This is a genomic window from uncultured Sulfitobacter sp. (assembly GCF_947500075.1).
Taxonomy (GTDB): domain Bacteria; phylum Pseudomonadota; class Alphaproteobacteria; order Rhodobacterales; family Rhodobacteraceae; genus Sulfitobacter.
Genome location: NZ_CANMQS010000002.1, coordinates 226,138 through 248,908, shown reverse-complemented (window position 1 = coordinate 248,908; position 22,771 = coordinate 226,138). Strand labels below are relative to the sequence as shown.

General features: G+C 63.0%; 19 protein-coding genes. 5 read left to right on the top strand and 14 right to left on the bottom strand.

Translation table 11 applies throughout. From position 1 onward, the window contains the following. Window positions 1-4: 4 nt before the first annotated feature. Entirely contained in the window at window positions 5-652 is a 648-nt protein-coding gene (locus Q1A91_RS06145) for a pyrimidine 5'-nucleotidase (protein ID WP_299874421.1), read from the top strand. A 9-nt stretch (window positions 653-661) separates the two neighbouring features. Continuing rightward, window positions 662-1,858 carry a UbiH/UbiF family hydroxylase gene (locus tag Q1A91_RS06140; RefSeq protein ID WP_299874418.1) on the top strand — a complete coding sequence of 399 codons (1,197 nt, stop codon included), beginning with the start codon at window positions 662-664 and terminating at the stop codon, window positions 1,856-1,858. Here Q1A91_RS06140 and Q1A91_RS06135 read toward each other — a convergent pair. The 4 genes from Q1A91_RS06135 to Q1A91_RS06120 all read right to left on the bottom strand — a co-directional run bounded on the left by Q1A91_RS06135 (window position 1,855) and on the right by Q1A91_RS06120 (window position 4,486). Next, complete coding sequence (locus Q1A91_RS06135; protein ID WP_299874414.1) at window positions 1,855-2,979, bottom strand: aminotransferase class V-fold PLP-dependent enzyme; 1,125 nt, start codon at window positions 2,977-2,979, stop codon at window positions 1,855-1,857. The genes Q1A91_RS06140 and Q1A91_RS06135 overlap by 4 nt on opposite strands. 121 nt (window positions 2,980-3,100) lie before the next feature. Continuing rightward, window positions 3,101-3,490, bottom strand: coding sequence for a hypothetical protein (locus Q1A91_RS06130; protein WP_299874411.1), 390 nt, complete (start codon window positions 3,488-3,490; stop codon window positions 3,101-3,103). A gap of 88 nt (window positions 3,491-3,578) precedes the next feature. Beyond that, window positions 3,579-4,034 (bottom strand): Lrp/AsnC family transcriptional regulator, encoded by a 456-nt coding sequence (locus Q1A91_RS06125; RefSeq protein WP_299874408.1) that lies wholly within the window; start codon window positions 4,032-4,034, stop codon window positions 3,579-3,581. Continuing rightward, window positions 4,031-4,486, bottom strand: coding sequence for an Lrp/AsnC family transcriptional regulator (locus Q1A91_RS06120; protein ID WP_299874406.1), 456 nt, complete (start codon window positions 4,484-4,486; stop codon window positions 4,031-4,033). The genes Q1A91_RS06125 and Q1A91_RS06120 overlap by 4 nt, the downstream gene beginning before the upstream one ends. A gap of 143 nt (window positions 4,487-4,629) precedes the next feature. On the opposite strand from Q1A91_RS06120, the gene ilvC reads away from it, so the two are divergent. Both ilvC and Q1A91_RS06110 read left to right on the top strand, forming a co-directional pair. After that, window positions 4,630-5,652 (top strand): ketol-acid reductoisomerase, encoded by a 1,023-nt coding sequence (gene ilvC, locus Q1A91_RS06115; protein ID WP_299874403.1) that lies wholly within the window; start codon window positions 4,630-4,632, stop codon window positions 5,650-5,652. A 405-nt stretch (window positions 5,653-6,057) separates the two neighbouring features. Then, the gene (locus tag Q1A91_RS06110; RefSeq protein ID WP_299874401.1) at window positions 6,058-6,981 is read left to right on the top strand and encodes a DMT family transporter; all 924 of its coding nucleotides are present in this window, start codon (window positions 6,058-6,060) and stop codon (window positions 6,979-6,981) included. On the opposite strand, the gene glmM is transcribed toward Q1A91_RS06110, so the two are convergent. The 8 genes from glmM to Q1A91_RS06070 all read right to left on the bottom strand — a co-directional run bounded on the left by glmM (window position 6,978) and on the right by Q1A91_RS06070 (window position 17,630). Then, the gene (glmM, locus tag Q1A91_RS06105) at window positions 6,978-8,324 is read right to left on the bottom strand and encodes a phosphoglucosamine mutase (RefSeq protein ID WP_299874398.1); all 1,347 of its coding nucleotides are present in this window, start codon (window positions 8,322-8,324) and stop codon (window positions 6,978-6,980) included. The two genes, Q1A91_RS06110 and glmM, sit on opposite strands and share 4 nt — an antisense overlap. Next, window positions 8,321-9,346: a dihydropteroate synthase gene (gene folP, locus Q1A91_RS06100; protein ID WP_299874394.1), complete on the bottom strand. Its 1,026-nt coding sequence runs from the start codon at window positions 9,344-9,346 to the stop codon at window positions 8,321-8,323. Before folP ends, glmM begins: the two co-directional genes overlap by 4 nt. Next, entirely contained in the window at window positions 9,343-10,269 is a 927-nt protein-coding gene (locus Q1A91_RS06095; RefSeq protein ID WP_299874391.1) for a dihydroneopterin aldolase, read from the bottom strand. Before Q1A91_RS06095 ends, folP begins: the two co-directional genes overlap by 4 nt. A gap of 117 nt (window positions 10,270-10,386) precedes the next feature. Continuing rightward, a complete protein-coding gene (locus tag Q1A91_RS06090) occupies window positions 10,387-11,031 on the bottom strand; it encodes a cell wall hydrolase (protein WP_299874388.1) in 645 nt (214 codons plus the stop codon). A 126-nt stretch (window positions 11,032-11,157) separates the two neighbouring features. Next, entirely contained in the window at window positions 11,158-13,725 is a 2,568-nt protein-coding gene (locus Q1A91_RS06085; protein ID WP_299874385.1) for a putative PEP-binding protein, read from the bottom strand. A 57-nt stretch (window positions 13,726-13,782) separates the two neighbouring features. Then, window positions 13,783-16,044 (bottom strand): glycine--tRNA ligase subunit beta, encoded by a 2,262-nt coding sequence (gene glyS, locus Q1A91_RS06080; protein WP_299874383.1) that lies wholly within the window; start codon window positions 16,042-16,044, stop codon window positions 13,783-13,785. A 124-nt stretch (window positions 16,045-16,168) separates the two neighbouring features. Then, a complete protein-coding gene (locus Q1A91_RS06075; protein WP_299874380.1) occupies window positions 16,169-16,684 on the bottom strand; it encodes a DUF6446 family protein in 516 nt (171 codons plus the stop codon). A gap of 7 nt (window positions 16,685-16,691) precedes the next feature. After that, complete coding sequence (locus Q1A91_RS06070) at window positions 16,692-17,630, bottom strand: glycine--tRNA ligase subunit alpha (protein WP_299874377.1); 939 nt, start codon at window positions 17,628-17,630, stop codon at window positions 16,692-16,694. Between the two features lie 154 nt (window positions 17,631-17,784). Between Q1A91_RS06070 and Q1A91_RS06065 the strand changes: the two genes are divergently transcribed. Further along, window positions 17,785-19,584, top strand: coding sequence for a serine protease (locus tag Q1A91_RS06065; RefSeq protein ID WP_299876127.1), 1,800 nt, complete (start codon window positions 17,785-17,787; stop codon window positions 19,582-19,584). 54 nt (window positions 19,585-19,638) lie between these two features. On the opposite strand, the gene Q1A91_RS06060 is transcribed toward Q1A91_RS06065, so the two are convergent. Together Q1A91_RS06060 and Q1A91_RS06055 are read right to left on the bottom strand one after the other, a co-directional pair. Beyond that, window positions 19,639-21,234 carry a 5-guanidino-2-oxopentanoate decarboxylase gene (locus Q1A91_RS06060; protein ID WP_299874375.1) on the bottom strand — a complete coding sequence of 532 codons (1,596 nt, stop codon included), beginning with the start codon at window positions 21,232-21,234 and terminating at the stop codon, window positions 19,639-19,641. Further along, window positions 21,234-22,682 carry a TrkH family potassium uptake protein gene (locus Q1A91_RS06055; RefSeq protein WP_299874374.1) on the bottom strand — a complete coding sequence of 483 codons (1,449 nt, stop codon included), beginning with the start codon at window positions 22,680-22,682 and terminating at the stop codon, window positions 21,234-21,236. The genes Q1A91_RS06060 and Q1A91_RS06055 overlap by 1 nt, the downstream gene beginning before the upstream one ends. Window positions 22,683-22,771 lie beyond the last annotated feature (89 nt).

The window sequence follows — 22,771 nt, the reverse complement described above, 5'->3', positions numbered from 1 at the left end:
CGGCATGCCACGCGATGCTTTTTCACATGTCGAGACCTGGGTCTTTGATCTGGACCACACGCTCTACCCCCCGTCGGCGCGCTTGTTTGACCTCATCGAGGTGCGGATGACGGCCTGGGTGATGGAGGCGTTGGGCGTGGGCCGGGCAGAGGCGGATCATTTGCGCACGAAGTATTGGCGCGAGCATGGCACCACGCTGGCGGGGTTGATGCGGGAGCATGATGTGGATCCGGGGCCTTATCTGGAAGACGTGCATGACATCTCCATGGAGCGGCTGGTGCCCGATCCGGTTTTGGCCGCGCGCATCAAGGCGCTGCCGGGGCGACGGATTGTCTATACCAACGGCTGTGCGCCTTACGCCGAGCGGGTGTTGGAGGCGCGGGGGTTGAGTGGTTTGTTTGATGCGATTTACGGCGTGGAACATGCGGATTTTCATCCCAAGCCGGACAGGGCTGCCTTTGACAGGGTGTTCAGCCGCGATGGGTTGACGCCCACACGGGCGGCGATGTTCGAGGATGATCCGCGCAATCTGGCCGAACCTCATGCGATGGGGATGCGCACGGTGCATGTGGCCCCGGCGCGACTGGATGCCGCGCATATTCACTACCACACGGACGATTTGTCCGGTTTTCTTGATCAGCTGACGGCTTAGGTTAGGGCCATGGCTGAGACATGTGACATTCTGATTTCGGGCGGCGGTATTGCCGGTCTGACGGCGGCGGCGGCCTTTGGCACCGCGGGGTTTGACGTTGTCTGTGTGGACCCTGCCCTGCCAGTGACCGGGCGTGATGAGGCGGGCGCTGACATGCGCTCCACCGCGATGTTGCAGCCGGCGCGCCGGGTGCTGGAAGCGGCGGGTGTCTGGGACGGGCTTGCGGAGCACGCCGCGCCCTTGCAGGTGATGCGGATCATTGATGCGGGTGGCGAGGTGGCGGCGCCGCGGGTGGTCAAGTCGTTTGATGCGGCGGATATTTCCGAGCAGCCTTTTGGCTGGAACTTTCCCAACTGGTTGCTGCGGCGGGTGCTGGTGGCGCGGTTGGACGCGCTGGATTGCGTGGATTTCCGGCCCGGTACGGGGACGACGTCGCTCTTTACGCGGACGGGGTCGGCCAAGGTGGGGTTGACCGAAGGCGGGCCGGTGACGGCGCGGTTGGTGATTGCAGCGGATGGGCGCGGGAGCCCGATGCGGGAGGCGGCGGGGATTGAGGTTTCCACCAGTCGCTATGGGCAGAAGGCGCTGGCTTTTGCGGTCACCCATCCGGTGCCGCATGACAATGTCTCCACCGAGATCCACCGGACGGGGGGGCCGTTTACCCTGGTGCCTCTGCCGGATCGGGACGGGATGCCCTGTTCGGCCGTGGTCTGGATGGACGATGGGCCGAAGACGATGGCGCGGGCAGCGGCCTCCGTTGAGGATTTTGAAGCGGAGATGTCGGAGCGGTCCTGTTATCAGTTTGGGCCGCTGACGTTGGTCACCCCGCGCAATGTTTGGCCGATCATAAGCCAGCAGGCGGAGCGGTTGTCGGGCCAGCGGTTGGCGTTGATTGCGGAAGCGGCGCATGTGTTGCCGCCGATCGGGGCCCAGGGGTTGAACATGTCGCTGGCGGATACGGCGATGCTGCTGGAGCTGGCGGTGGCGCGGCCCGAAGGGCTGGGTGATGCGGCGATGCTGGAGGCCTACCACAAGGCGCGCCATGGGGATGTTGCCCTGCGGGTGCGGGGGATTGATCTGCTCAACCGGGCGTCACAGGCCAGCGCACCGCTCGCGCGGGATGCCCGGGCGGCGGGGTTGAATGCACTTTATGCGATGGCGCCTGTGCGCAAGATGTTGATGCAGATGGGGCTTGGCGTGCGTTAAAGCACTTCGTCCACCACCTTGCGCAAACGGCCCACCGTGGCGTCCACATCATAGAGTTTATCCAGGCCAAAAAGCCCGAGGCGGAAGGTGGAGAATCCTTCGGGTTCATCCACTTGCAGGGGCACACCGGCGGCGATCTGCATGCCTTTGGCGGCGAAGGCCTTGCCGTTCTGGACGTCGGGGTTGTCGGTGTAGCTGACCACCACACCGGGCGCGCCATAGCCGTCGGCAGCCACCGACGCCACGCCTTTGTCGCGCATCATCTGGCGCACGGCCTCGCCCAGTTTCCACTGTGCTTCTTTCAGGCGTTCAAAGCCAAATTCCTGCGTCTCCAGCATGGTGTCGCGGAAGGCGCGCAACCCGTCGGTGGGCATGGTGGCGTGATAGGCATGGCCGCCGTCCTCATAGGCTTTCATGATCGCGCGCCATTTGGCGAGATCGATGGCGAAACTGTCGGATTGGGTCTCGGCCAGGCGTTCCTCAGCGCGGGCGGACATCATCACGAGGCCTGCGCAGGGCGTGCCGGACCAGCCTTTTTGCGGGGCGGAGATCAGGACATCAACGCCCAAGGCGCGCATGTTGACCCAGGCGCAGCCCGAGGCGATACAGTCGAGCACCATCAGCGCGCCGACGTCATGAGCGGCTTCGGCCATTTGCTGGATGTAGTCGTCAGGCAGGATCACGCCCGCAGAGGTTTCGACATGGGGCGCGAAGACCACGGCGGGGCGTTGTTCGCGGATGGTGCTGGTGACTTCGTCAATGGGCGCAGGCGCGAAGGGGCTGGCGGGCGTGTTGCCTTGGGCGCGGGCTTTCATCACGGTGACGTTGTTCGTCAGATCGCCGCTTTCGATGATCTGGGACCAGCGGTAGGAGAACCAGCCGTTGCGCACCACCAGCACATCCCGGTCGCGGGCGAACTGGCGGGCGACGGCTTCCATGCCGTAGGTGCCGCCGCCGGGGATCACGGCGACAGCGTCGGCGGCATAGACGTCCTTGAGCATGTCGGAGATGTCGCGCATGACCTTCTGGAACGTGCCGCTCATGTGGTTGAGGGAGCGGTCGGTGAAGACGACGCTGAATTCATCAAGACCTGTGGGGTCGACGGTGTTGAGCAATGCCATGGGGGTTCCTCCGATATGCGTTGGTTGTGCATAGGAAAATGGGCGGGGGTTGGCAAAGTTTATCTGGGTATACTGTTGGGGGGCGATAAAGCGGTCAAACAGCGAAACCTAATGTTGCAGGTCAGGGGGGTGAGAGCATTACCAGACCCATCGTGGCACCAATGAGAACAATCTGCAGGGCAGCTATGATCCCGATAGACCAGTTACATCGCTTTGGTCTCTCAACCTGTGCGACACATAGCCGATGCAAGATCACGCCGCTCACCAAGGCACCAACCGTGAGAATAACAGACGAGATAATCATCTGCGAAAGCTGGTTTGGATGGTCAAGCTGGAGCGAAAAGCCGCTGATCAGCATCGCAGGAATCACTCCGCACAATAACGCTCCCAGTATCGGCCAAAACACTCTGACAAACTTTATAGGATTAAGAATGATCCCATGTTCGCCAATCTTGATGAACATGAAAACCAGAATGGTCGCATTAACGTAAGCGCCGGGAATGGCGGTCAAAAATAGCAAGAACAACAACGTGACCCCGAGTGTTTCACGTCAACTACCAGTTGCCCCATCGTCCCACAAGCTGGACATATCTGCTCCCTCAAATCGGCCCCGCCAACCGCTCCTCACTCAGCAGCACATTCGCCTCCACCTCCCCTGCCCCCGGCAGTGTCATGATCCGCCGCCGCAAGACCCGTTCGAAATCCGGCAGGTCGCGCGCCACCACCCGCAGGCGGTAGTCGTACAACCCAAGCACGTGCTCAACCGTCTGCACTTCGGGGATGGCGGAGACGGCGCGTTCGAAATCCTCCAGCGATACCCGGCCTTTGGTGGCCAGTTTGATGCCCAGAAAGACGGTCACGCCAAAGCCGAGTTTTTCGGCGTCCAGACGCAGGCGGCGGCCGCGGATCACGCCGGCCTCTTCCAGCCGGCGGATGCGGCGCCATGTGGCGGGTTGCGAGAGGCCAAAGCGGCGGCCCAGGGCGCTGGCGGATTGGCTGGCGTCGCGCGAGAGGGCGCGCAGGATGTCGCGGTCGGTGGTGTCGAGGTCGATCATAGGGGCAGCGCCTCCTGCGCTTTGATGCGCGCAACCTGCATCAGGGCTTCGATGTCAGCGATGTGTGGCAGCGTCAGGATGCCCGCGCGGTAGACCTGCTGGTAATGCGTCATGTCGCGGGCGATGACGTTGAGGCGCACATCGACGCGGCCGAGGAAGGTCTGGATCTCGGTCACTTCGGGAACGGTGCGGGCCTGCGTGAGGAAGTCGTCAAAGGCGCTGCTTTGGGTCTTGTCGAGCGTGATGCGCAGGGAGACCTCCACCGTGTACCCCAATGCCGCCCAGTCGATCACCGCACTGACGCCTTGCAGCACACCGTCCTCCTGCATCCTGGCGATGCGCCGCGCGGCTTTGCCGGGGGTCATGTTGCAGTGGTCGGCCAGCTCTCCGGGCGTGAGGGACGGGTCGGCCTGCCAGTAGCGCAACAAACGGCGGTCCATGTCATCAAGCATGATCTTTCCAATTTTGGCGTGAACAGCGCATGATTAATCTTCATTTGGCCTATAAACTCAAAGAACAGCAATGGCCACAGGCGTTCACATCCCTATGGTGCGGGGCAGACCCTTCAACAGACCTGAACCAAAGAGGACATGAAATGCGCGTTTATTACGACCGTGACTGCGATGTGAACCTGATCAAGGACAAGAAAGTGGCCATTCTGGGCTACGGCTCCCAGGGGCACGCCCATGCGCTGAACCTGCGCGATTCCGGTGCGAAGAACCTTGTTGTGGCGCTGCGGGAGGGGTCTGCCTCTACCGCCAAGGCGGAAGGCGAAGGCCTGAAAGTCATGGGCATTGCCGAAGCGGCGGCCTGGGCCGATGTGATCATGTTCACCATGCCCGATGAGCTTCAGGCCGAGACTTACAAGAAATACGTGCACGACAACATCCGTGAGGGTGCGGCGATTGCCTTTGCCCATGGTCTGAACGTGCACTTCGGCCTGATCGAGCCCAAGGAAGGCATCGACGTGATCATGATGGCCCCCAAGGGCCCCGGTCACACGGTGCGCGGCGAATACACCAAAGGCGGCGGTGTGCCTTGTCTGGTGGCGGTTGATCGCGATGCGTCTGGCAAGGCGCTTGAGATTGGCCTGTCCTATTGCTCCGCCATTGGTGGCGGTCGGTCGGGCATCATCGAGACGAACTTCCGCGAGGAATGTGAGACGGACCTCTTTGGGGAGCAGGCGGTGCTCTGTGGTGGCTTGGTTGAGCTTATCCGCATGGGGTTCGAGACATTGGTCGAAGCAGGCTACGCGCCCGAGATGGCCTATTTCGAGTGTCTGCATGAGGTGAAGCTGATCGTGGATCTGATCTACGAAGGTGGCATCGCGAACATGAATTACTCCATCTCCAACACGGCGGAATATGGTGAATATGTCTCCGGCCCGCGCATCCTGCCCTATGATGAGACCAAGGCGAAGATGAAAGCGGTTCTGACCGACATCCAGACCGGCAAATTCGTGCGTGACTTCATGCAGGAAAACGCCGTGGGTCAGCCGTTCTTCAAGGGCACACGCCGCATGAATGACGAGCATCAGATCGAGCAGGTCGGTGAGAAGCTGCGGGAGATGATGCCGTGGATTTCCGACGGCAAGATGGTCGACAAAGCGAAGAACTGATTTCGTTCTGACAGAATGGGAAAGCCCGGACACAGGATGCTGTGTCCGGGCTTTTTCATGCCTGCCGGGGTGCAGGTGGCTTTGCGAGGGATTGCGTGAGCGTCACCTCACAAGGTCTTGTTTTTTATGACTTTTCGGAACGGTTTCCGTCCATGTTTTTCTTGTCTTTGACCTGCAGGAACCAGATCAGACCAACCAGCACGTTCATCAATCCGATCACCACAATCCAGTTCACGATATCCATGTGCATCTCCCTCATATCATGCGTTTTGACGGCCCGTGGCCCTTTCCAGCGCTTTAGATAAGGCGGCATCCCCGCACCTCAAGCGATCTGACAGGAATGTCAGCGATCAGGGTTAACTTTTTGCGCTTGCCGCCCGCCTGCCCGGCAGCCTAAGTGCGCAGATGCAGAGTGCCCCGGACATCACCCTCAAAAGCTGGATCATGGTCAGCGTGCTGGCCTTTGTCTGGGGCGGCACGTTTCTGGTCACAGAAGTGGCCCTGACCGGGATCACGCCGTTCTGGCTGGCGGCCTCCCGGATCGGGTTTGCGGCGGTGGTGATGACGCTGGTCTGGGCGCTGCGGGGGTTTGCGCTGTTTGACGTGCAGCCCACGCCCGCGCAGAAGGGGATCGTGGTGGCGATTGCCCTTGGCAGTTCGGCCTTGCCGTTTTCGCTGCTGGCCTGGGGGCAGCAATATGTGACGGCGGGGTTTGCGGGGGTGTCGATGGCATCGGTTGCATTGATCGTGCTGCCGCTGGCGCATTTCCTGGTGCCGGGAGAGACGATGCGCCTGCGCAAGGTTGTGGGGTTCGTGATCGGCTTTGTCGGGGTGGTGATCCTGATCGGAACGCAGGCGTTTGACAGCACCGGCGGCGCGCTGGAGACACCGGGGCGGCTGGCCTGTATGGCGGCGGCGGCCTGTTATGCGGTCTGTTCGATCCTGTTGCGCCGCCTGCCTGCGGTGGATCCGATCGGGTTGTCGACGGTGCTGCTGATCATCGGAGCCGCTGCGGTGATCCCGGTGGCCTTTGCGCTGGAAGGGCCCCCGCCCCTGCCCGATCCCTATATCCTTGGGGTGCTGGCGTTTCTGGGGCTGGTGCCGACGGCGGCGGCGAATTTCCTGCGGGTGCTGGTGGTGCGCACCGCCGGTCCCGTGTTCATGTCGACGGTGAATTACATGGTGCCGCTGTGGTCCGTGCTGCTGGGCGCGTGGATCTTGGCAGAGCCGCTGCCGCCCTCACTGATCTGGGCGATGGTGTTGATTCTGGCGGGCGTCGGGCTGAGCCAGTTCGGGGCGTTCAGCCGGTTGTTCGGGGGGCAGCGTTAGGTTTGAACAGCGGCTTCGACAGCGGCCACAACCATATCGACCGATTGGGTCATCCGGCCGGCATCCGCGTGTTCGGCCATCACGCGCACCAGAGGCTCGGTGCCGGATTTGCGGATCAGCAGCCGCCCGCCGCCTGCCAGATCGGCTTCGGCCTGGGCGATGGCGGCTTTGACATGGGCATCGTCCAAAGGTGTCTGTCCCGTTGCGAAACGCACGTTTTTCAGAAGCTGCGGCACCGGGTCGAATTGATGCAGCAGTTCGGATGAGGGTTTGCCCGCCCGCACCATTTCAGCGAGGAATTGCAGTCCCGCCATCAGGCCGTCACCGGTGGTGGCGTGATCGGTCATGACGATGTGACCCGATTGTTCACCGCCAAGGTTGAACCCCCCTGCCCGCATCCGTTCCACCACGTAGCGGTCGCCGACGCCGGTGCGTTCCAGACGCACGCCGTGGTCGGCCAGAAAGTGTTCCAGCCCGAGATTGCTCATCACCGTGGCGACCAGTGCGTCGCCACGCAGGCGTTGTTCGGCGGCCCAGCGGGCGGCCATCAGGGCCATGAACTGATCGCCGTCGCCGACGTTGCCTTGTTCATCAATCAGGATCACCCGGTCCGCGTCACCGTCAAGGCAGATGCCCACATCGGCCTTGTGCTCCAGCACCGCTTCCGCCGCGCGGGCGGGATGGGTTGATCCGCAGCCTTCGTTGATGTTGTGGCCGTTGGGTTCCACCCCCACGGGGATGACCGTGGCACCCAATTCCCACAGCGCCATCGGGGCCACGTGGTAGGCGGCCCCATTGGCGCAGTCGATCACCACCTTCAGCCCATCAAGACGCATCTGCCGGGGGAAGGAGGATTTCACCCGTTCGATATAGCGAAAGCGGCTGTCGTCGATGCGTTTGGCACGGCCGATTTCGGTGGCGTCGGTCGGTTCCACACCGTTGGCGATGAGGGCTTCGATCTCTGCCTCGACCTTGTCGGAGAGTTTGAAGCCATCGGGGCCGAAGAACTTGATGCCGTTGTCATGGGCGGGGTTATGGCTGGCGGAGATCATCACGCCCAGATCCGCGCGCATGGAGCGGGTCAGCAGGCCCACGGCAGGCGTTGGCACCGGGCCCAGAAGCAGCACGTTCATGCCGGTGCTGGTGAGGCCCGCCGTCAGGGCGTTTTCGAACATGTAGCCTGACAGGCGCGTGTCCTTGCCAATCACCACACGGTGCACGCCTGCGGCGTCGCGGCGAAAGTAGCGTCCGACAGCCGCGCCAATGCGCAGGGCCATTTCGGCGGTCATGGGGTGGGTGTTGGCCGTGCCGCGCACGCCGTCGGTTCCAAAGAGCTTTGTCATGGGTGCCTTCCTGCCATGCTTGCGCGCCAGAGTGCAATCGCTTGCCGCGTTTCGGCGACATCATGCACACGCAGCATCTGCATGCCTTGGGCAAGGCCTGCAAGGGCCACGGCAATTGACCCTGCGACACGTTGATCGGCGGTGTCGACACCGCTGATGGTGCCGATGAAGCGCTTGCGGGAGGCCCCCAGCAGAATGGGCACGCCGAGGCTGTGAAAGAGGCTCAGGCGGGAGAGCAGGGTCAGGTTGTGGTCCTGTGTTTTGCCAAAGCCGATGCCGGGGTCGGCGATAATATTGCTGCGGGGGACGCCTGCGGCGGTGAGCGCGGTGATGCGGGTATGCAGGTAGTCGTAGACGTCGAGCAGGACGTTATCATAGCTCGGGTTTTGCTGCATCGTCGCGGGATCGCCAAGCGCGTGCATGACACAGACGGGGGTTTGAGCCGTGGCGGCCAGCGCGGGCATGGCCGGATCATAGGTCAAGCCGGAGACATCGTTGATCAGCCCTGCCCCTGCGGCCACTGCGGCCTGCGCCACGGCTGCTTTGCGCGTGTCGATGGAGATAAGCCCGGTGTAGCCCGCTGCCCGCAGCCCTTCGATGACGGGGACAACGCGGGCGATTTCTTCGGGCACGGGCACGGTTTCCGCACCGGGCCGGGTGGATTCGCCGCCGATGTCGAGCAGATCCGCACCGGCCTGCGCCATCTCCATGCCGGCGGTGATGGCATCGGTTGCGGCGGCGTGGCGTCCGCCGTCGGAAAAGCTGTCCGGGGTGGCGTTCAGGATGCCCATCACGCGGGGAGCGTCAAGAGAGAGTGTTGCGATCTCTGCGCGCGGTGCCGTCAGCGCATCGCGTTCAGTGGCGGACAAGGCGGCGGCAGGCACGACCTCTGCCGGGCCGTCGCGGCGCAAGAGCTCGACATGGGTGAACCACAGGTCGGTTGCGCCCAGCGCAAGCGCGCCATCGGGGCGCGCGGGCCCCTGTTGCAGCAGCGGCCTGACGTAGCGCCGCGCGGTGCTCACAACTGCGCTTGGCTGGCGGGGATGACACGCAGGGGCACGGGGGCCTCTGCGGGCGGTTCCGCGCCGATCACCAGCATTTCGCGCGCTTCAAAGGTGGCGGCAAACCATGCGGCCAGAGCCACCGCGTCGCGGGGCTGGGCGGAGGGGGTTTCAACCGCGTCGAGGACGATCTTGGACGGCGCCCAGACGCAGGTCTGGCCGTTTTTCATCGCCCAGTCGAGTTCGGTGCGGGTTTCGACCACCACACAGCGGTCGTCTCGGGCGGCGAGCACCCATGCGTTTTGCTCTATCGCCAGCAGATCAATCCGGCGTTGCGCCATGCGGTGGGGGATCTGCGGGGCGGGCGTGCCTTCGGCGGCCCCGACGCAGAGGATCAGCGGACGGCCCGTGGCTTCCATCTGATCGAGCCAGCCGGTCAGATGCGGTGAGGCGATGGCGGCTTCGCCGAGGAACACCAGTTCGGGCTGGGGGGCTTCGGCGGCTTCGGCATCGGCTGTGCGGACATCTTCGCGGGCGCGGACGATTTCAACACCCAGCGCCCCCGGCCCCCGGTCGAGCTTTTCGATGCGGACAAAGGCTTTCATCGCCTGGGGTTCCAGCAGAATGCGTTCAGCCACCCGTTCGGCGAGGGTTTCGAGCAGGTTCAGGCGTTCATCCGCCAGTTCGGCCGCAATGGCTTCGGTGACGCGGTCATAGGACAGGATGCGGTCCACGTCGTCGTCAATCGGGCCGGTCAGCGGCTGGACTTCGACCACGACGTTAAAGCAGATGCGCTGGGTGACGCCGCGTTCGGCCTGAAAGGCGCCGATCTCAACCTCGACAATGTGGTCGCGCAGGGAAATGCGGTCCAGCGGGGTATCCCCGGCCATGGCTTCGGCCCGTTCTGACGGATGGGCAAAGGCGAGACGGATTTCGTTGGGCATGGCGGCTGGGTCTTTCTGCACGGTCTGGCGCGAGTTTACGCGCCGCCACCAGCCTTAACAGGCTGCAAAACGGCAAACCAGTGCCGCCATGCGGCCCCATTGCAGATTAGGACAGCGTCAGTTGGACGCGGTGCGCCATGTGTGGCGGTAGAACAGGTGCACCCCGATGCGTGCGGTGCGTGTGTACACACGGGCCCAGCGCGGGCGCACGGCGGTGGTGTGATAGTGGGTTGCGCCATCGGTCAGCGCAGGGGCCTTGCCGGCCATGGCGGCACGGGCGATCTTGCCGACGCGCACAAAGGCACCCGGTTCCGCGATGACGTCCTTGTAGCCGTCACAGGTGTAGGTGAACTGGCATTGGTATTTCTTGCCGGTGCCCTGATGGATCACCGCGCAGAGCGATCCGGGGAACCGCGCGCTTTGGACCCGGTTCAGGATCACTTCGGCCACGGCAAACTGGCCTTTGACCGTCTCCCCGCGCGCCTCAAAATAAAGCGCTTCGGCCAGACAGCGCCATTGCGCATCGCCCGTGGCGCGCGGCTGGGCGTCGACCCAGGCACGCGAGAACTGGACAGGGGTGCTGATGCTGGCCTGCGGTACCGTGACCAGATCGCCCAACCGCTTCTTGCCCACCGACCGGATGCCTTGCGCCTCAATCCGGGCAAGTTCCTCCGCTTTCTCCGATGAGGCGGAAAGCGGTGCAGGTGACAAGGACGCAGCCGTCAAGGCGGCCGCAAACAAAGCGGAGATAGCGAAACGCATGAAATGCCCCAGAGCAGTTACAGACGACCCAAGCGCCTAGCCAGAATGGCCGGGAACTGCAACCCCGGCGGATATGTTACGCGGCGTTCCGAAAATCACGCGGATTTGTAGCGTTATTTCAACGGCTCAGAGCCCAAGTTTGTCCTTGATGGCCAATTGAGCGGCAGCAAGCCGTGCTACCGGGACGCGAAACGGGGAGCAGGAAACGTAGTCAAACCCCACTTCACGGCAGAATGCGATTGATTCGGGGTTGCCCCCGTGTTCCCCGCAGACGGACAAAGTGACCCCCGGTTGGGCCATTCTGCCGCGGGTTGCACCCAGCTTTACCAGCTCTCCCACACCGTCGGTGTCCATGACGTGAAACGGATCTTCGGCGAAGACCCCACGCTGCACGTAAGCCGACATGAACCGGCCTGCGTCATCGCGCGACAGCCCGTAGGTCATCTGCGTGAGGTCATTGGTCCCGAAGCTGAGGAAGCTGCAATAGGGCGCGATTTCAGCGGCGCGCAGGGCGGCGCGCGGGGTTTCGACCATGACCCCGAGGTGGAAGTCAAAATCGGTGTCGGTTTCGGAACTGACGGCGGCGGCGACGGCATCGACGGCGGTTTTGACCAGTTCGACCTCGCGCCGGGTGCTGACCAGCGGGATCATCACTTCGGGCACCACGGGCGCGCCATCGCGGCTGACCTCGACGGTGGCTTCAAAGATCGCGCGGGCCTGCATTTCGTAGATCTCGGGCACGGTCACGCCAAGGCGCACGCCGCGCATGCCCAGCATGGGGTTGTATTCGCTCAGCTCCTCAATGCGGCGGGTCACGGCGGAGAGCGGCAGATCAAGCGCGTCGGCCAGTTCGCGCTGGCCTGCCTTGTCGGTGGGCAGGAATTCATGCAGGGGCGGATCGAACAGGCGGATGGAGACGGGTTTGCCTTCCATGATCCGGAAGAGCTGTTTGAAGTCGTTGCGCTGCATCGGCAGCAGGCGTTCCAGCACCGCGCGGCGATCTTCGCCGGTGTTGGCAAAGATCATCTCCCGCATGACGGTCATGCGGCCGGGTTCGAAGAACATGTGTTCGGTCCGGCACAGGCCGATGCCTTCGGCGCGGAAATGGTGGGCGGTCTGGGCATCCGCAGGGGTGTCCGCGTTGGCACGGATGCCGATGTCGGCGACTTCTTCGGCCCAGATCATGAAACGTTTGAAGGTGTCATCAAGGGCGGCTTCGCGCATGGCGGGCGCGCCGACCAGCACTTCGCCGCTGGTGCCATCGATGGTGATTTCGTCGCCTGCGTTGAACACGCGGCCATCGGCAGAGGTAATCGTGCGGCGTTTGAGGTTGAAGCGCAGGTTGGAGGCGCCGACCACGCAAGGCAGCCCCATGCCCCGGCCAATGACAGCCGCATGGCTGGTGATGCCGCCGCGTTCGGTCAGGACAGCGTGGGCCGCCTGCATGCCGCGGATGTCTTCGGGGCTGGTTTCGCGGCGCACGAGGATACAGGGTTCATTACGCGAGGCGCTGGCCTGAGCGTCGGCGGCGTTGAAGACGATGCGCCCGGTGGCCGCACCGGGGCTGGCGGCGATGCCGCTGCCGATCACGTCGCGTTTGGCCCCCGGCGCAACCTGACGGTGCAGAAGTTCGCTGAGCGTGCGGGGTTCGACGCGCATCAGGGCTTCCTCACGCGGGATGATCCCGTCATCGGCGAGGGCCACCGCGATATGGACGGCCGCCTGAGAGGAGCGCGCCACGCGCACGCCATCAAGGATGTGCAATGTGCCGTCTTCCAGCACGAATTCCACCTGCATCTCGGCCCGCAGTTTCGTGCGCATCAGCTGGGCGTGGCCGATCAGGGTTTCAAAGACCTCCGGTTCGATGTCTTGCAGGCTCGGCCCGCGCGGGTCGCGGGTGAGGTACATCGCGGTTTTCTCTTCCAGACCGTCCCTGCCCTGACTTTGGCTTTTGTAGCGTCCGGTGACCTGCGGCAGCCCGGTGTCGCTGCTGACCAGTTGCAGCACGCCTGTGCCGCTGGTGCCGTGGCCGACGCCGAAGGCCATCTGCTGCACCACCAGCCCCAGTCCCGCATCCGCAGGCGCGCCTTTGGCCTGCCGCAGCAGCCGCGCGGAGGTGCCATGCCAGGCACGCGACATCGACAGCAGGACGGCGGACAATTGGGCGGCGCGGTCCTGGGGAAAGGGTTCTTCCATCTCCGCCTCATAGGCGTGCAGGGATTGGCCGAGCGCGGAGCGCGGATCGCCGCTGACGTCGTCAAAGATGTCCGGATCCAGACGGGCCACATGCACCGCGTAGGATTGCACGAAACGGGTGTAGAGGGCCGATGCGGCGTCTTCTCCCATGGTGTCGCAGAAGGATTCGTATTTGGCGGTGTTGATGCCGATGTTCATCACGGCACCCGGCCCGCCCCAATCGGGGTCCTGGCTGGAGGGGCGCACGCACATCAGCGCGCCTTCGGGAAATTCGGCCACGACTTTTTCCACATCGGGCAGATGCCCCTGCCCGATCCTGTCGACGGCCTGAAACGAGAGCGCCACGGTGCGCGGCACCGGCAGGTCCAGCCGCACCAGCCGTTGCAGGCATTTGGCCCGCCCGCCGTGGGTTTCAGCGGCGATGGGCGCGGTGGGGGTCACCAGCGTGGTATGCGGATTATTCTGCACTGCGGCACCTTTCGTGTGTGGGTGCAGCATAGGCTGTCAATTCAATCTGACAAGTGGTCTGGTTAACGCACCAGAAAGGCGCTCTGGTCAGCCTTCAATTCTGGTCAGATCAGCCACGGAGGTACAGATGCCCCGGATGCGGCTGAGCAGATTCAGACGGTTGCGCCGCACGGTCTGGTTGTCGCTGTTGACCTGCACGGCGTCAAAGAAGGCGTCGATGGGGCTGCGCAGGGTGGCCATGGCGGTCATGGCGGTGGTGAAGTCTTGTTGCTCCATCGCGGGGGTGATTTTGGCTTCCGCCTCATCAAGGGCTTTGAAGAGCGCCCTTTCTTCGTCGGTTTCGGCGTATTTCACGTCCGCGCCGTAGGAGTATTCAACGCCATCGGCTTCCTCGGCCTGGGTGAGGATGTTGTTGGCGCGTTTGAAACCCTGGATGAGGTTTTCGCCATCGTCGGTGGCGAGGGTTTCGGAGAGGGCGCGCGCGCGTTTGACCAGCAGGGTGAGGTCGTCGTTGCCGTCCATGGCGATGCAGGCGTCGATGATGTCGTGGCGGATGCCTTGGTCCTTGAGGTAGGTTTTCAGGCGGTCGTGGAGGAAGGTGAGGAGGTTTGTGCCAATTAAAGCCCGAGGTCCCGCATCCAACAGCTCGGAAAGCTTTTGATCGGCCAACGATGCACGAACGGTCAATGTTTCTGCTGCATCTTCTTTCTTGATACGCCTATCGAACACATCATTCACATCCATGCCAAGATAGTCCGCGATCGCTTCATCACGATCTGCTTGGTCTTCAAGCGCGGACTCGAGCATCGATTCTGGATACTGTGACAGGGAACGCCAAAAAGGCGTCAGAATTGCGACTTGGATGCCGTTCTCGACCAAGATCCGAATAACCCCCAAAGCCGCCCGCCGCAGCGCAAAAGGATCCTTGCTCCCCGTTGGCTTCTCATCAATCGCCCAGAAGCCAGTCAGCTTGTCGATCTTCTCGGCCAGCGCCACGGCGACGGAAACGGGTGCTGTGGGCACGTCGTCGGAGGGGCCGAGGGGGGCGTAATGCTCTTTCGCCGCTGCCGCGACGGCGTCGCTGTGGCCAGCGGATTTGGCATAGTAGCTGCCCATCAAGCCTTGCAGTTCGGGGAATTCGTAGACCATCTCGGAGCTGAGGTCGGCTTTGGCGAGTTTTGCCGCCTGCTCGGCTTCATCCGCATCTGCCTCCACCATGGGGGCGAGTTCGCGGGCGAGGATGGCCATCCGCTCGATCAACTCGGCCTGGGTGCCGAGTTTGTTGTGGAAGGTGACATTGGCGAGGTTGGCGACCCATGTGGCCATGCCTTCGGCGGAGGTGGCGGTGCGCAGGTCGTTTTCCCAGAAGAATTTCGCATCAGCCAGACGGGCCGACAGGACTTTCTCGTTGCCAGCAAGGATCGTGGCACCATCGTCGGCGGTGGTGCGGTTGGCGACGGTGATGAACTTCTCGATTCTGCCGGATTTGGGGTTGCGGACGGAGAAGAATTTCTGGTGCTCGCGCATGGAGGTTTGCAGCACCTCGGGCGGCAATTCCAGAAAATCATCGGCGATGGTGCCCATCAGGGCAACAGGCCATTCGACGAGGCCCGCGACTTCGGCCAGCAGGCCTGCGTCTTCGACCACTTCGAGGCCTGCGGCGAAGGCCATGTTGGTGGCGTCGTTTAGAATCGTTTCCGCGCGCTCTTCGGGGTTCAGAACCACAAAGGCGCGTTTGAGTTTGGCGGCGTAGTCTTCAAACCCCGTGACGGTGATGGCCTCGGGCGCGAGGAAGCGGTGGCCGAAGGTGGTGTTGCCCGACGTGATGCCGTCGATGTCGAGGGGGACGATGTCGGCGCCCTCTTCCGATGAGATCAGGCAGAGGATGGCATGCAGCGGGCGGACCCATTTGAGCGCGCCTGCGCCCCAGCGCATGGATTTGGGCCAGGGGAACGTGCGGATGGTCTGTTCGAGCACCTCGGCCACGATCTCCGCCGCCGGGCGGCCGGGTTTGTGGATTTGGGCAAAGAGGATCTTGCCCTTGGGGGTGTCGCGTTCCTCCAGCTGGTCGCGGGTCAGGCCTGCGCCACGCAGGAAGCCTTCGATCGCCTTTTCGGGCGCGTCGGCCTTGGGGCCTTTGCGTTCTTCGGTCACCGCAGGACTTTCGGCCAGCATGCCTTCCAGCGTCAGCGTCAGGCGGCGCGGGGTGGAGAAGGCGCCCGCAGCGGCATAGGTCAGGCCCGCCTCGACCAGACCGTTGGTGACGAGCTTTTTGAGGTCCTCTGCCGCGCGGCGTTGCATGCGGGCGGGGATTTCTTCGGAAAAGAGTTCGATCAGCAGGTCGGGCACGAGGTGTTCCTTGGGGTTAGGGTGCGTCCGGGATAGTCGGCGCGGCGTTCGGGGTCTAGGGGCGGTCTATACGGGAGGCCTCCGGCGGGGTTTTTTGAACCATTTGGAAGACCATGGCGGGGTTTCAGTTTGTGGGCAGGGCCGGGCATTCTTCGCCGACGATGGTGCCGTCATAGGCTTTTTCGCCGCAGTCGTTAAGTTCATGCCAGACGTAGCCGCGGCCGTCTTCAGTGATGGCGACGATGCGGTCGACGCCGAAGTGGACGTTTTTGCCGCCCAGAAAGGTGAGCGCGGTGCCTGCGTCGATTTCGGCGGCGATGGCTCTGGCGTCGAAGCAGTCGAACCAGCCCGGTGCGTTGCGGGGGGCGTTGGTGTCGATCATCTGGTAGGTTTCGGTGAGCATCGGCAGGCTCAGGTCGGTGGTGAAGCAGGCGCGGAAACGGATGGGGGAGCTGTCGGCGTCGATGGCGTGCAGGGCGTTGGTGAAGATCTCTTCGGGCTGGTCGTCGGTGAGGGAGACCAGCGTGATCACGGGCTGCGGCACCTCGCGGTAGAAGCCGTAGACTTGCAGATAGTAGAGGCCTGCGCCTGCGATCAGGGCGGAGAGCATGATGGTGATCCCTATGATTTTGCCGCTCATGGGTGGGTTACGCCGCGTCTTCGGTGAAGCCGCCCGCGCGGGTCTGCACAAAGGCATCGGCGCACATTTTGGCCAATGCGCGCACCCGGCCGATATAGGCCTGGCGTTCGGTCACGGAGATCACGCCGCGGGCGTCGAGCAGGTTGAACATGTGGCTGGCTTTGATGCATTGGTCATAGGCGGGATGTGCCATGACGATGCGCTTGCCGGTTTTGGGGTCCTCGTGCGGCTGGTCGAGGATGGCTTTGCAGTGGCTTTCCGCTTCTTCGAACTGGCGCAGCAGGACGTCGGTGTTGGCGGTGTCGAAGTTCCAGCGGGCGTATTCCTCTTCGGTTTGTTTGAAGATGTCGCCGTAGGTGAGCGGGATCGGGGCGTCGGGGTCGTTGAAAGGCATGTCCATCACGTGATCGACGCCCAGGACGTACATGGCGAGGCGTTCGAGGCCGTAGGTGAGTTCGCCCGAGACCGGCACGCAGTCGTGGCCGCCCACCTGCTGGAAGTAGGTGAACTGGCTGACTTCCATGCCGTCGCACCAGACTTCCCAGCCGAGGCCCCAGGCGCCGAGGGTCGGGCTTTCCCAGTCGTCTTCGACAAAGCGGATGTCGTGCAGTTCCATGTCGATGCCGATGGCTTGCAGGGAGCCGAGGTAGAGGTCTTGCAGGTTGGGCGGGCTGGGTTTGATCAGCACCTGATACTGGTAGTAATGCTGCAAGCGGTTGGGGTTTTCGCCGTAGCGGCCATCGGTCGGGCGGCGTGAGGGCTGCACATAGGCTGCCGCCCAGGGCTGGGTGCCGAGGCTGCGCAGGGTGGTGGCGGGGTGGAAGGTGCCTGCCCCTACTTCCATGTCGTAGGGTTGCAGCACGGCGCAGCCCTGTTCGGCCCAGTAGGTTTGCAGGGCCAGAATGATGGCCTGAAAGGACCGTGGTGTGGAGGTGGGATGGGACATGGATCTTACCTTTGACTGCGCGCGCCTTTCCTACGGGTGTGGCGTGCTTGGGTCAATTGCAGGTTTGTGACCATTTCAGGGCCGAATCCCATGGCCTTTGCAGCGCTTTCCTGATTATCTGCGCCGGATTTTACGCGATGAGAGTTTCCGCACGATGCACCGTTTCCTTTCAGCCCTCCTTGTTTGTTTTGCAGTGCTTTGCGCACCTGCGCTTGTCCCCTCCCCTGCGCTGGCGCAGAGCGAGGAGGTCGTCTGGGTGCAGATTGAGGCGCAGCCGTCTCTGGCCGCCGCGACAGACCGGGCGCGCGCCTATGCCACACTGCTGGAGGATGTGAACGGGTTTTCGCTGGGCGGGGGCTGGTACGGGATCACGGTGGGGCCCTACACACGGGACGATGCGGAGGAGGTCCTGCGGACCTATGTGCGGCAGGGGCTGGTGCCGCGCGACAGTTTCATTCAGCTTTCCAGCCGATTGCGGCAGCAGTTCTGGCCGGTGGGGGCCAATGTGCTGAACCGCGGGGCGATCACCGTGCCGGACAATGTGACGCCAGCAGCCCCCGCAGAAGAGGCCCCGGTGGAGGACGCGCCTGCCGAGGAGGCGCCGGTGGCAGACCTGCCCGACCCTGAGCCCGCCGATGAAACGCCCGCGCAGGCGCGGCGGAGCGAACGGGCCTTGAATGGCGACGAACGGCGCGCCTTGCAGGTCGCCTTGCAGTGGGCGGGTTTCTACAACGCAGCCATTGACGGGGCCTTTGGCCGGGGCACACGCAATTCCATGGCCGCCTGGCAGGAAGCCAATGGCTATGACGTCACCGGGGTGTTGACCACCGTGCAACGCGCGGCGCTGCTTGGGCAGTATAACGCGGTTCTTGATGGTCTGGGCCTTCAGATCGTGCGCGATGAAGCGGCGGGCATTGAAATGATCATGCCCACAGCGGAAGTGGCCTTTGACACCTATGAGCCGCCCTTTGCCCAGTACAACAGCACCGGCGACATTGGCGCGCGGGTGCTGCTGATCAGTCAGGAAGGGGATCAGGACACGCTCTTTGGTCTCTATGACATCATGCAGACGCTGGAGATTGTGCCGGTGGACGGCCCACGGGAGCGCAAGAATGCCTCCTTCGAGCTGATCGGTCAGGACGCGCGCATCATCAGCCAGACGAAAGTGTCGCTGGAAGGCGGGCAGATCAAGGGGTTCACGCTGATCTGGCCTGCGGGGGATGAGGACCGCCGCCGCCGGGTGATGGCGGAAATGACCAAGAGCTTCACGCGCCTGCCCGCTGTGCTGGATGCTGCCGCAGGCGGGGCAGAGACGCAGTCGATTGATCTGGTGGCAGGGTTGCAGATCCGCCGTCCGAAGATTGCGCGGTCAGGTTTCTTCATTGACCGGTCCGGCGTGGTGGCGACAACGGCAGAAGCGGTCAACACCTGTAGCCGCGTGACCGTGGACGGCGATACCGAAGCGGATGTGGTGGCGACGGATGCAGGCAAGGGGATTGCGATCCTGAAACCACGCAGCCCGCTGGCGCCGCTTGACGTGGCGCGGTTCACGCTGGTCGACCCGAGGCTTCAGTCAGAGGTTTCCGTGGCCGGGTTCTCCTACGAAGGGGTGCTGAGTGCGGCGACGCTGACATTCGGGACCATTGCGGATGTGCGCGGGTTGCAGGGCGAAGAAGATCTTAAGCGTCTGGCGCTGGCCGCCCAACCCGGCGACGCGGGCGGTCCAGTTTTTGACGGGACGGGCAGCGTTGTGGGGATGTTGCTGCCGGAGAGCACCGACGGTCGGCAGTTGCCGCAGGGCGTGAGCTTTGCGCTCAAAAGCACAGCGATCGCGGATGTGGCGTCACAGGCGGGGATCACGCTGGCGGCGAATGGGGCCACGGGCACGATTGCCCCGCGCGACCTGACGCGGGCCGCGCAGGGCATGACGGTGCTGGTGAGCTGCTGGGAGTGAGGTTGGGCGCGGAATTTTCGAAAATTCCGGTGCGATTTTTTCGAAAAATCGATCTCAGGCGGTGAGGTCTGGGGTGAGGTAGATCAGCGTGGGGCCATCTGCGGTGAAGGCGTCTTTGACCGCTGTCTGCATCTGCGCAATCGTTTTGGGGGCTACACCTTTTGCGCCAAACGCCTCCGCCAGTTTCACGAAATCCGGGTTACGGGCGATGACCGCGTTGGGCGCGATCTGGGCGCGGGTCATGCTGTCTTCGATCTCTTTGAGTTTTCCGTTGTCCCAGAGGATGATCGGGATCGGCAGGCCCAGTTCCACCGCCACACCAAGCTCCTGCATGGTGTAGTGAAAGCCGTAATCGCCGATGATCGCCATCGTCGGCTGATCGGGCCGCGCAACGGCACCGCCTATGGCAGCGGGTGTGGCATAGCCCAGCGTACCGAAACCGTAGGGGTGGTGCCAGTGGCCGGGGCGGTCCATGTCCCAGACCTCCTTGGCGACATAGGCGAATTGGGTCATGTCGGAGTAGATCATGGTGTCTGCCGGGACGGCGGCGCGCAGGGCGTCGCAGAGCGGGACAATGCCGGGGCGTTCGGCGTCTGTTTCGGCGCGCCAGCGGGCGCGGGTTTTGGCGACCTCTTCGGGGGTCCAGTCGAACGCATTTGGCAGGTCGACAACCGCTTCAAAAGCGCGAAATACGGTGTGAGCTGCTGCCTTGAAACGCATGGAGTTGCCACGACCGTCCGACAGGACTGATGGATCTATGTCAATACGAACCAGCTTCGCCATGTGTCCAAGTTTGTCTCGCCAAAGGTCAACTTCCGCCAGTTCGGTGCCAACGGCAATGACAAGGTCGGCTTCACCGATCACGGACGCACTGTCCGGCCGGGCAAGCGTGCTGCCAAAGAGAAACGGATACTCAGATGGCACAATTCCACGCCCTGCATACGTTGTGAACACGGGCACGGGACAGCGTTTCAACAAGGTTCGAACCTCTGATGTCGCATCTTTTGCGCCGCCCCCAAAAATGAAAAGCGGTCGCTTTGCCCTTTGCAACAGGTGCGGCAGAACCGGGAACAGATCGCCCATTTCCTCGATGCCATCGCTGAACCCCATATGAGCCGGGTCGTGCTGCGGTGATGGCGCTTCGAGCAACGCTATGGGGACTTGCAGATGTTTCGGGCGCGGCCTTGTCGTATGTAACTCCATAAACGCACGATTGATCAACGCATACGCCGCCTCCGGCGTGCGCGCTTCTTCGGACCAGTCACACACCGTCTCCGCCGCCGCGCGCTGGTCCTTCATCTGGTGCAACTGCCCGCGCGTGGCCGCCGTCTCATCCAGACAGGACGAAATCACCAGCATCGGCACGCTATCCGAATACGCCTGCCCCATCGGCGTCATGATGTTGCACAGCCCCGGCCCGGTGATCACATAAGCCACGCCCACCTTGCCCGTCGCGCGGGCATAGCCGTCGGCCATGAACCCCGCCCCCTGCTCGTGGCGTGCCAGCACATGGGTGATCCCAGCCTCCTCGATCCCCCGGTACATCTCCTGGTTATGCACGCCGGGAATGCCGAAGATCACATCGACGCCACGATCCTTGAGCATGTGGGAGATTTGCGCGCCCAAGGGACGCATCTGCGGATCAGCCATCAGGCCCTCCAGAAGTTGACAGTGAAGAAGACGTAGACCACCAGCAGTTCCAGCCGCCCCAGCAGCATCGCGGTGGTCAGGATCCATTTGGCGGTATCGTTGAGGCTGGCGAAGTTGCCCGAGGGGCCGATGATGTCACCCAGACCGGGGCCGATGTTGGCCAGTGCTGCGGCAGCGCCAGAGACGGAGGTGACGAAATCCAGACCTGTCATGCTGAGCGCCACAGCCACCAGCCCCAGCGTGACCACGAAGAACATGAAGAACGACATCACCGAACTCAGCACGTCATTGCCCACGGGCCTGCCGTCATAGCGCGGCGTGAAGATGCCGTGGGGCGACCGGATGCGGCGCAGTTGCGCGCGGATGGAGGCGAACAGAAGCTGGTAGCGGAAGACCTTGATCGAACAGGTGGTGGAGCCCGCACAGCCGCCGATCAACCCGATGAAAAAGAACAGCGCCACCGCGAAAGACCCCCACTGCATATAGTCCGCCGAAGCATAGCCGGTGCCAGAGATGATCGAGGTGATATTGAACAGCGCCTTGCGGAAGCTCTGCTCCCAACCCGTTCCCTGGGTGTTGTGCAGCAGCACAAAGATCACCAGCACCAGCACGGCAAGGGTCGCCAGAAACCCGCGGATCTGGGTGTCTTTGTGCAGCGCCATGGTGTTGCCATTGATCAGCTGGACGTAGCGCACGAAGGGCAGCGCGGCGAGGATCATGTAGAGTGTGGCCACGTATTCCTTCGGTCCCGAGAACGCGGCGAAAGAGGCGTCATAATTGGCGAACCCCCCCGTAGAGACGGTGGTGAGCGCATGCACGGTGGCGTCAAAGGCGTTCATGCCTAGGGCAAGATAGCTGAGCATGCAGGTGATCGTGAGCCACAGGTAGATGACAGAGATCTGGCTGGCGATCTGACCCGCGCGCGGCAGGATTTTTCCAAAGGTATCAAAGCCTTCGGATTTAAAGATCTGCATGCCACCGACCTTCAGTTCCGGCAGGAACACCATGGCCACAACAATAATGCCGATCCCGCCCAGCCATTGCAGCACGCCGCGCCAGAGCAGCAGGCCCTTGGGCAGTTCATCCAACCCGGACAGCACCGTGGCCCCGGTTGTGGTCAGGCCGGAGGTGGCTTCAAACACGGCGTCGGTGAAACTGGAGCCTGTTTCGCCCAGCATGAAGGGGATCGCGCCAAAGACGGGCAGCAAGGCCCAGACACCCGTGGTCAGCAGGAAGGTCTGCTGGATCGTCAGCCCTTCGCGCACGCCATTGGCGCAGGCCAGCGCAATGAAACCGCCTGCCAGTGTGGTGATCAGCGCGGCTTCGGCGAAGACGGGCCAATGGCCGCGCTGTTCGGCAATATCCACCAGCAGCGGCAGGATCATCGCAATGCCCAGCACGGCCACCAACAGGCCAACCACATATCCAACCGGGCGCAAATCTATCATGGCTCAGCGTTGGCGTGGGGGATTGACGGTGTCAAGCAGGCACAGGTCCGGGCCCGGCCCTGGGTGGTCCGGAACGCGGTGCCTGTGGA

Coding starts and splice junctions, on each gene's coding strand:
- Q1A91_RS06145 (WP_299874421.1), top strand. CDS start 5: ATGCCACGCGATGCTTTTTCACATGTCGAGACCTGGGTCTTTGATCTG.
- Q1A91_RS06140 (WP_299874418.1), top strand. CDS start 662: ATGGCTGAGACATGTGACATTCTGATTTCGGGCGGCGGTATTGCCGGT.
- Q1A91_RS06135 (WP_299874414.1), bottom strand. CDS start 2,979: ATGGCATTGCTCAACACCGTCGACCCCACAGGTCTTGATGAATTCAGC.
- Q1A91_RS06125 (WP_299874408.1), bottom strand. CDS start 4,034: ATGATCGACCTCGACACCACCGACCGCGACATCCTGCGCGCCCTCTCG.
- Q1A91_RS06120 (WP_299874406.1), bottom strand. CDS start 4,486: ATGCTTGATGACATGGACCGCCGTTTGTTGCGCTACTGGCAGGCCGAC.
- ilvC (WP_299874403.1), top strand. CDS start 4,630: ATGCGCGTTTATTACGACCGTGACTGCGATGTGAACCTGATCAAGGAC.
- Q1A91_RS06110 (WP_299874401.1), top strand. CDS start 6,058: ATGCAGAGTGCCCCGGACATCACCCTCAAAAGCTGGATCATGGTCAGC.
- glmM (WP_299874398.1), bottom strand. CDS start 8,324: ATGACAAAGCTCTTTGGAACCGACGGCGTGCGCGGCACGGCCAACACC.
- Q1A91_RS06095 (WP_299874391.1), bottom strand. CDS start 10,269: ATGCCCAACGAAATCCGTCTCGCCTTTGCCCATCCGTCAGAACGGGCC.
- Q1A91_RS06090 (WP_299874388.1), bottom strand. CDS start 11,031: ATGCGTTTCGCTATCTCCGCTTTGTTTGCGGCCGCCTTGACGGCTGCG.
- Q1A91_RS06085 (WP_299874385.1), bottom strand. CDS start 13,725: ATGCTGCACCCACACACGAAAGGTGCCGCAGTGCAGAATAATCCGCAT.
- Q1A91_RS06075 (WP_299874380.1), bottom strand. CDS start 16,684: ATGAGCGGCAAAATCATAGGGATCACCATCATGCTCTCCGCCCTGATC.
- Q1A91_RS06070 (WP_299874377.1), bottom strand. CDS start 17,630: ATGTCCCATCCCACCTCCACACCACGGTCCTTTCAGGCCATCATTCTG.
- Q1A91_RS06065 (WP_299876127.1), top strand. CDS start 17,785: ATGCACCGTTTCCTTTCAGCCCTCCTTGTTTGTTTTGCAGTGCTTTGC.
- Q1A91_RS06060 (WP_299874375.1), bottom strand. CDS start 21,234: ATGGCTGATCCGCAGATGCGTCCCTTGGGCGCGCAAATCTCCCACATG.
- Q1A91_RS06055 (WP_299874374.1), bottom strand. CDS start 22,682: ATGATAGATTTGCGCCCGGTTGGATATGTGGTTGGCCTGTTGGTGGCC.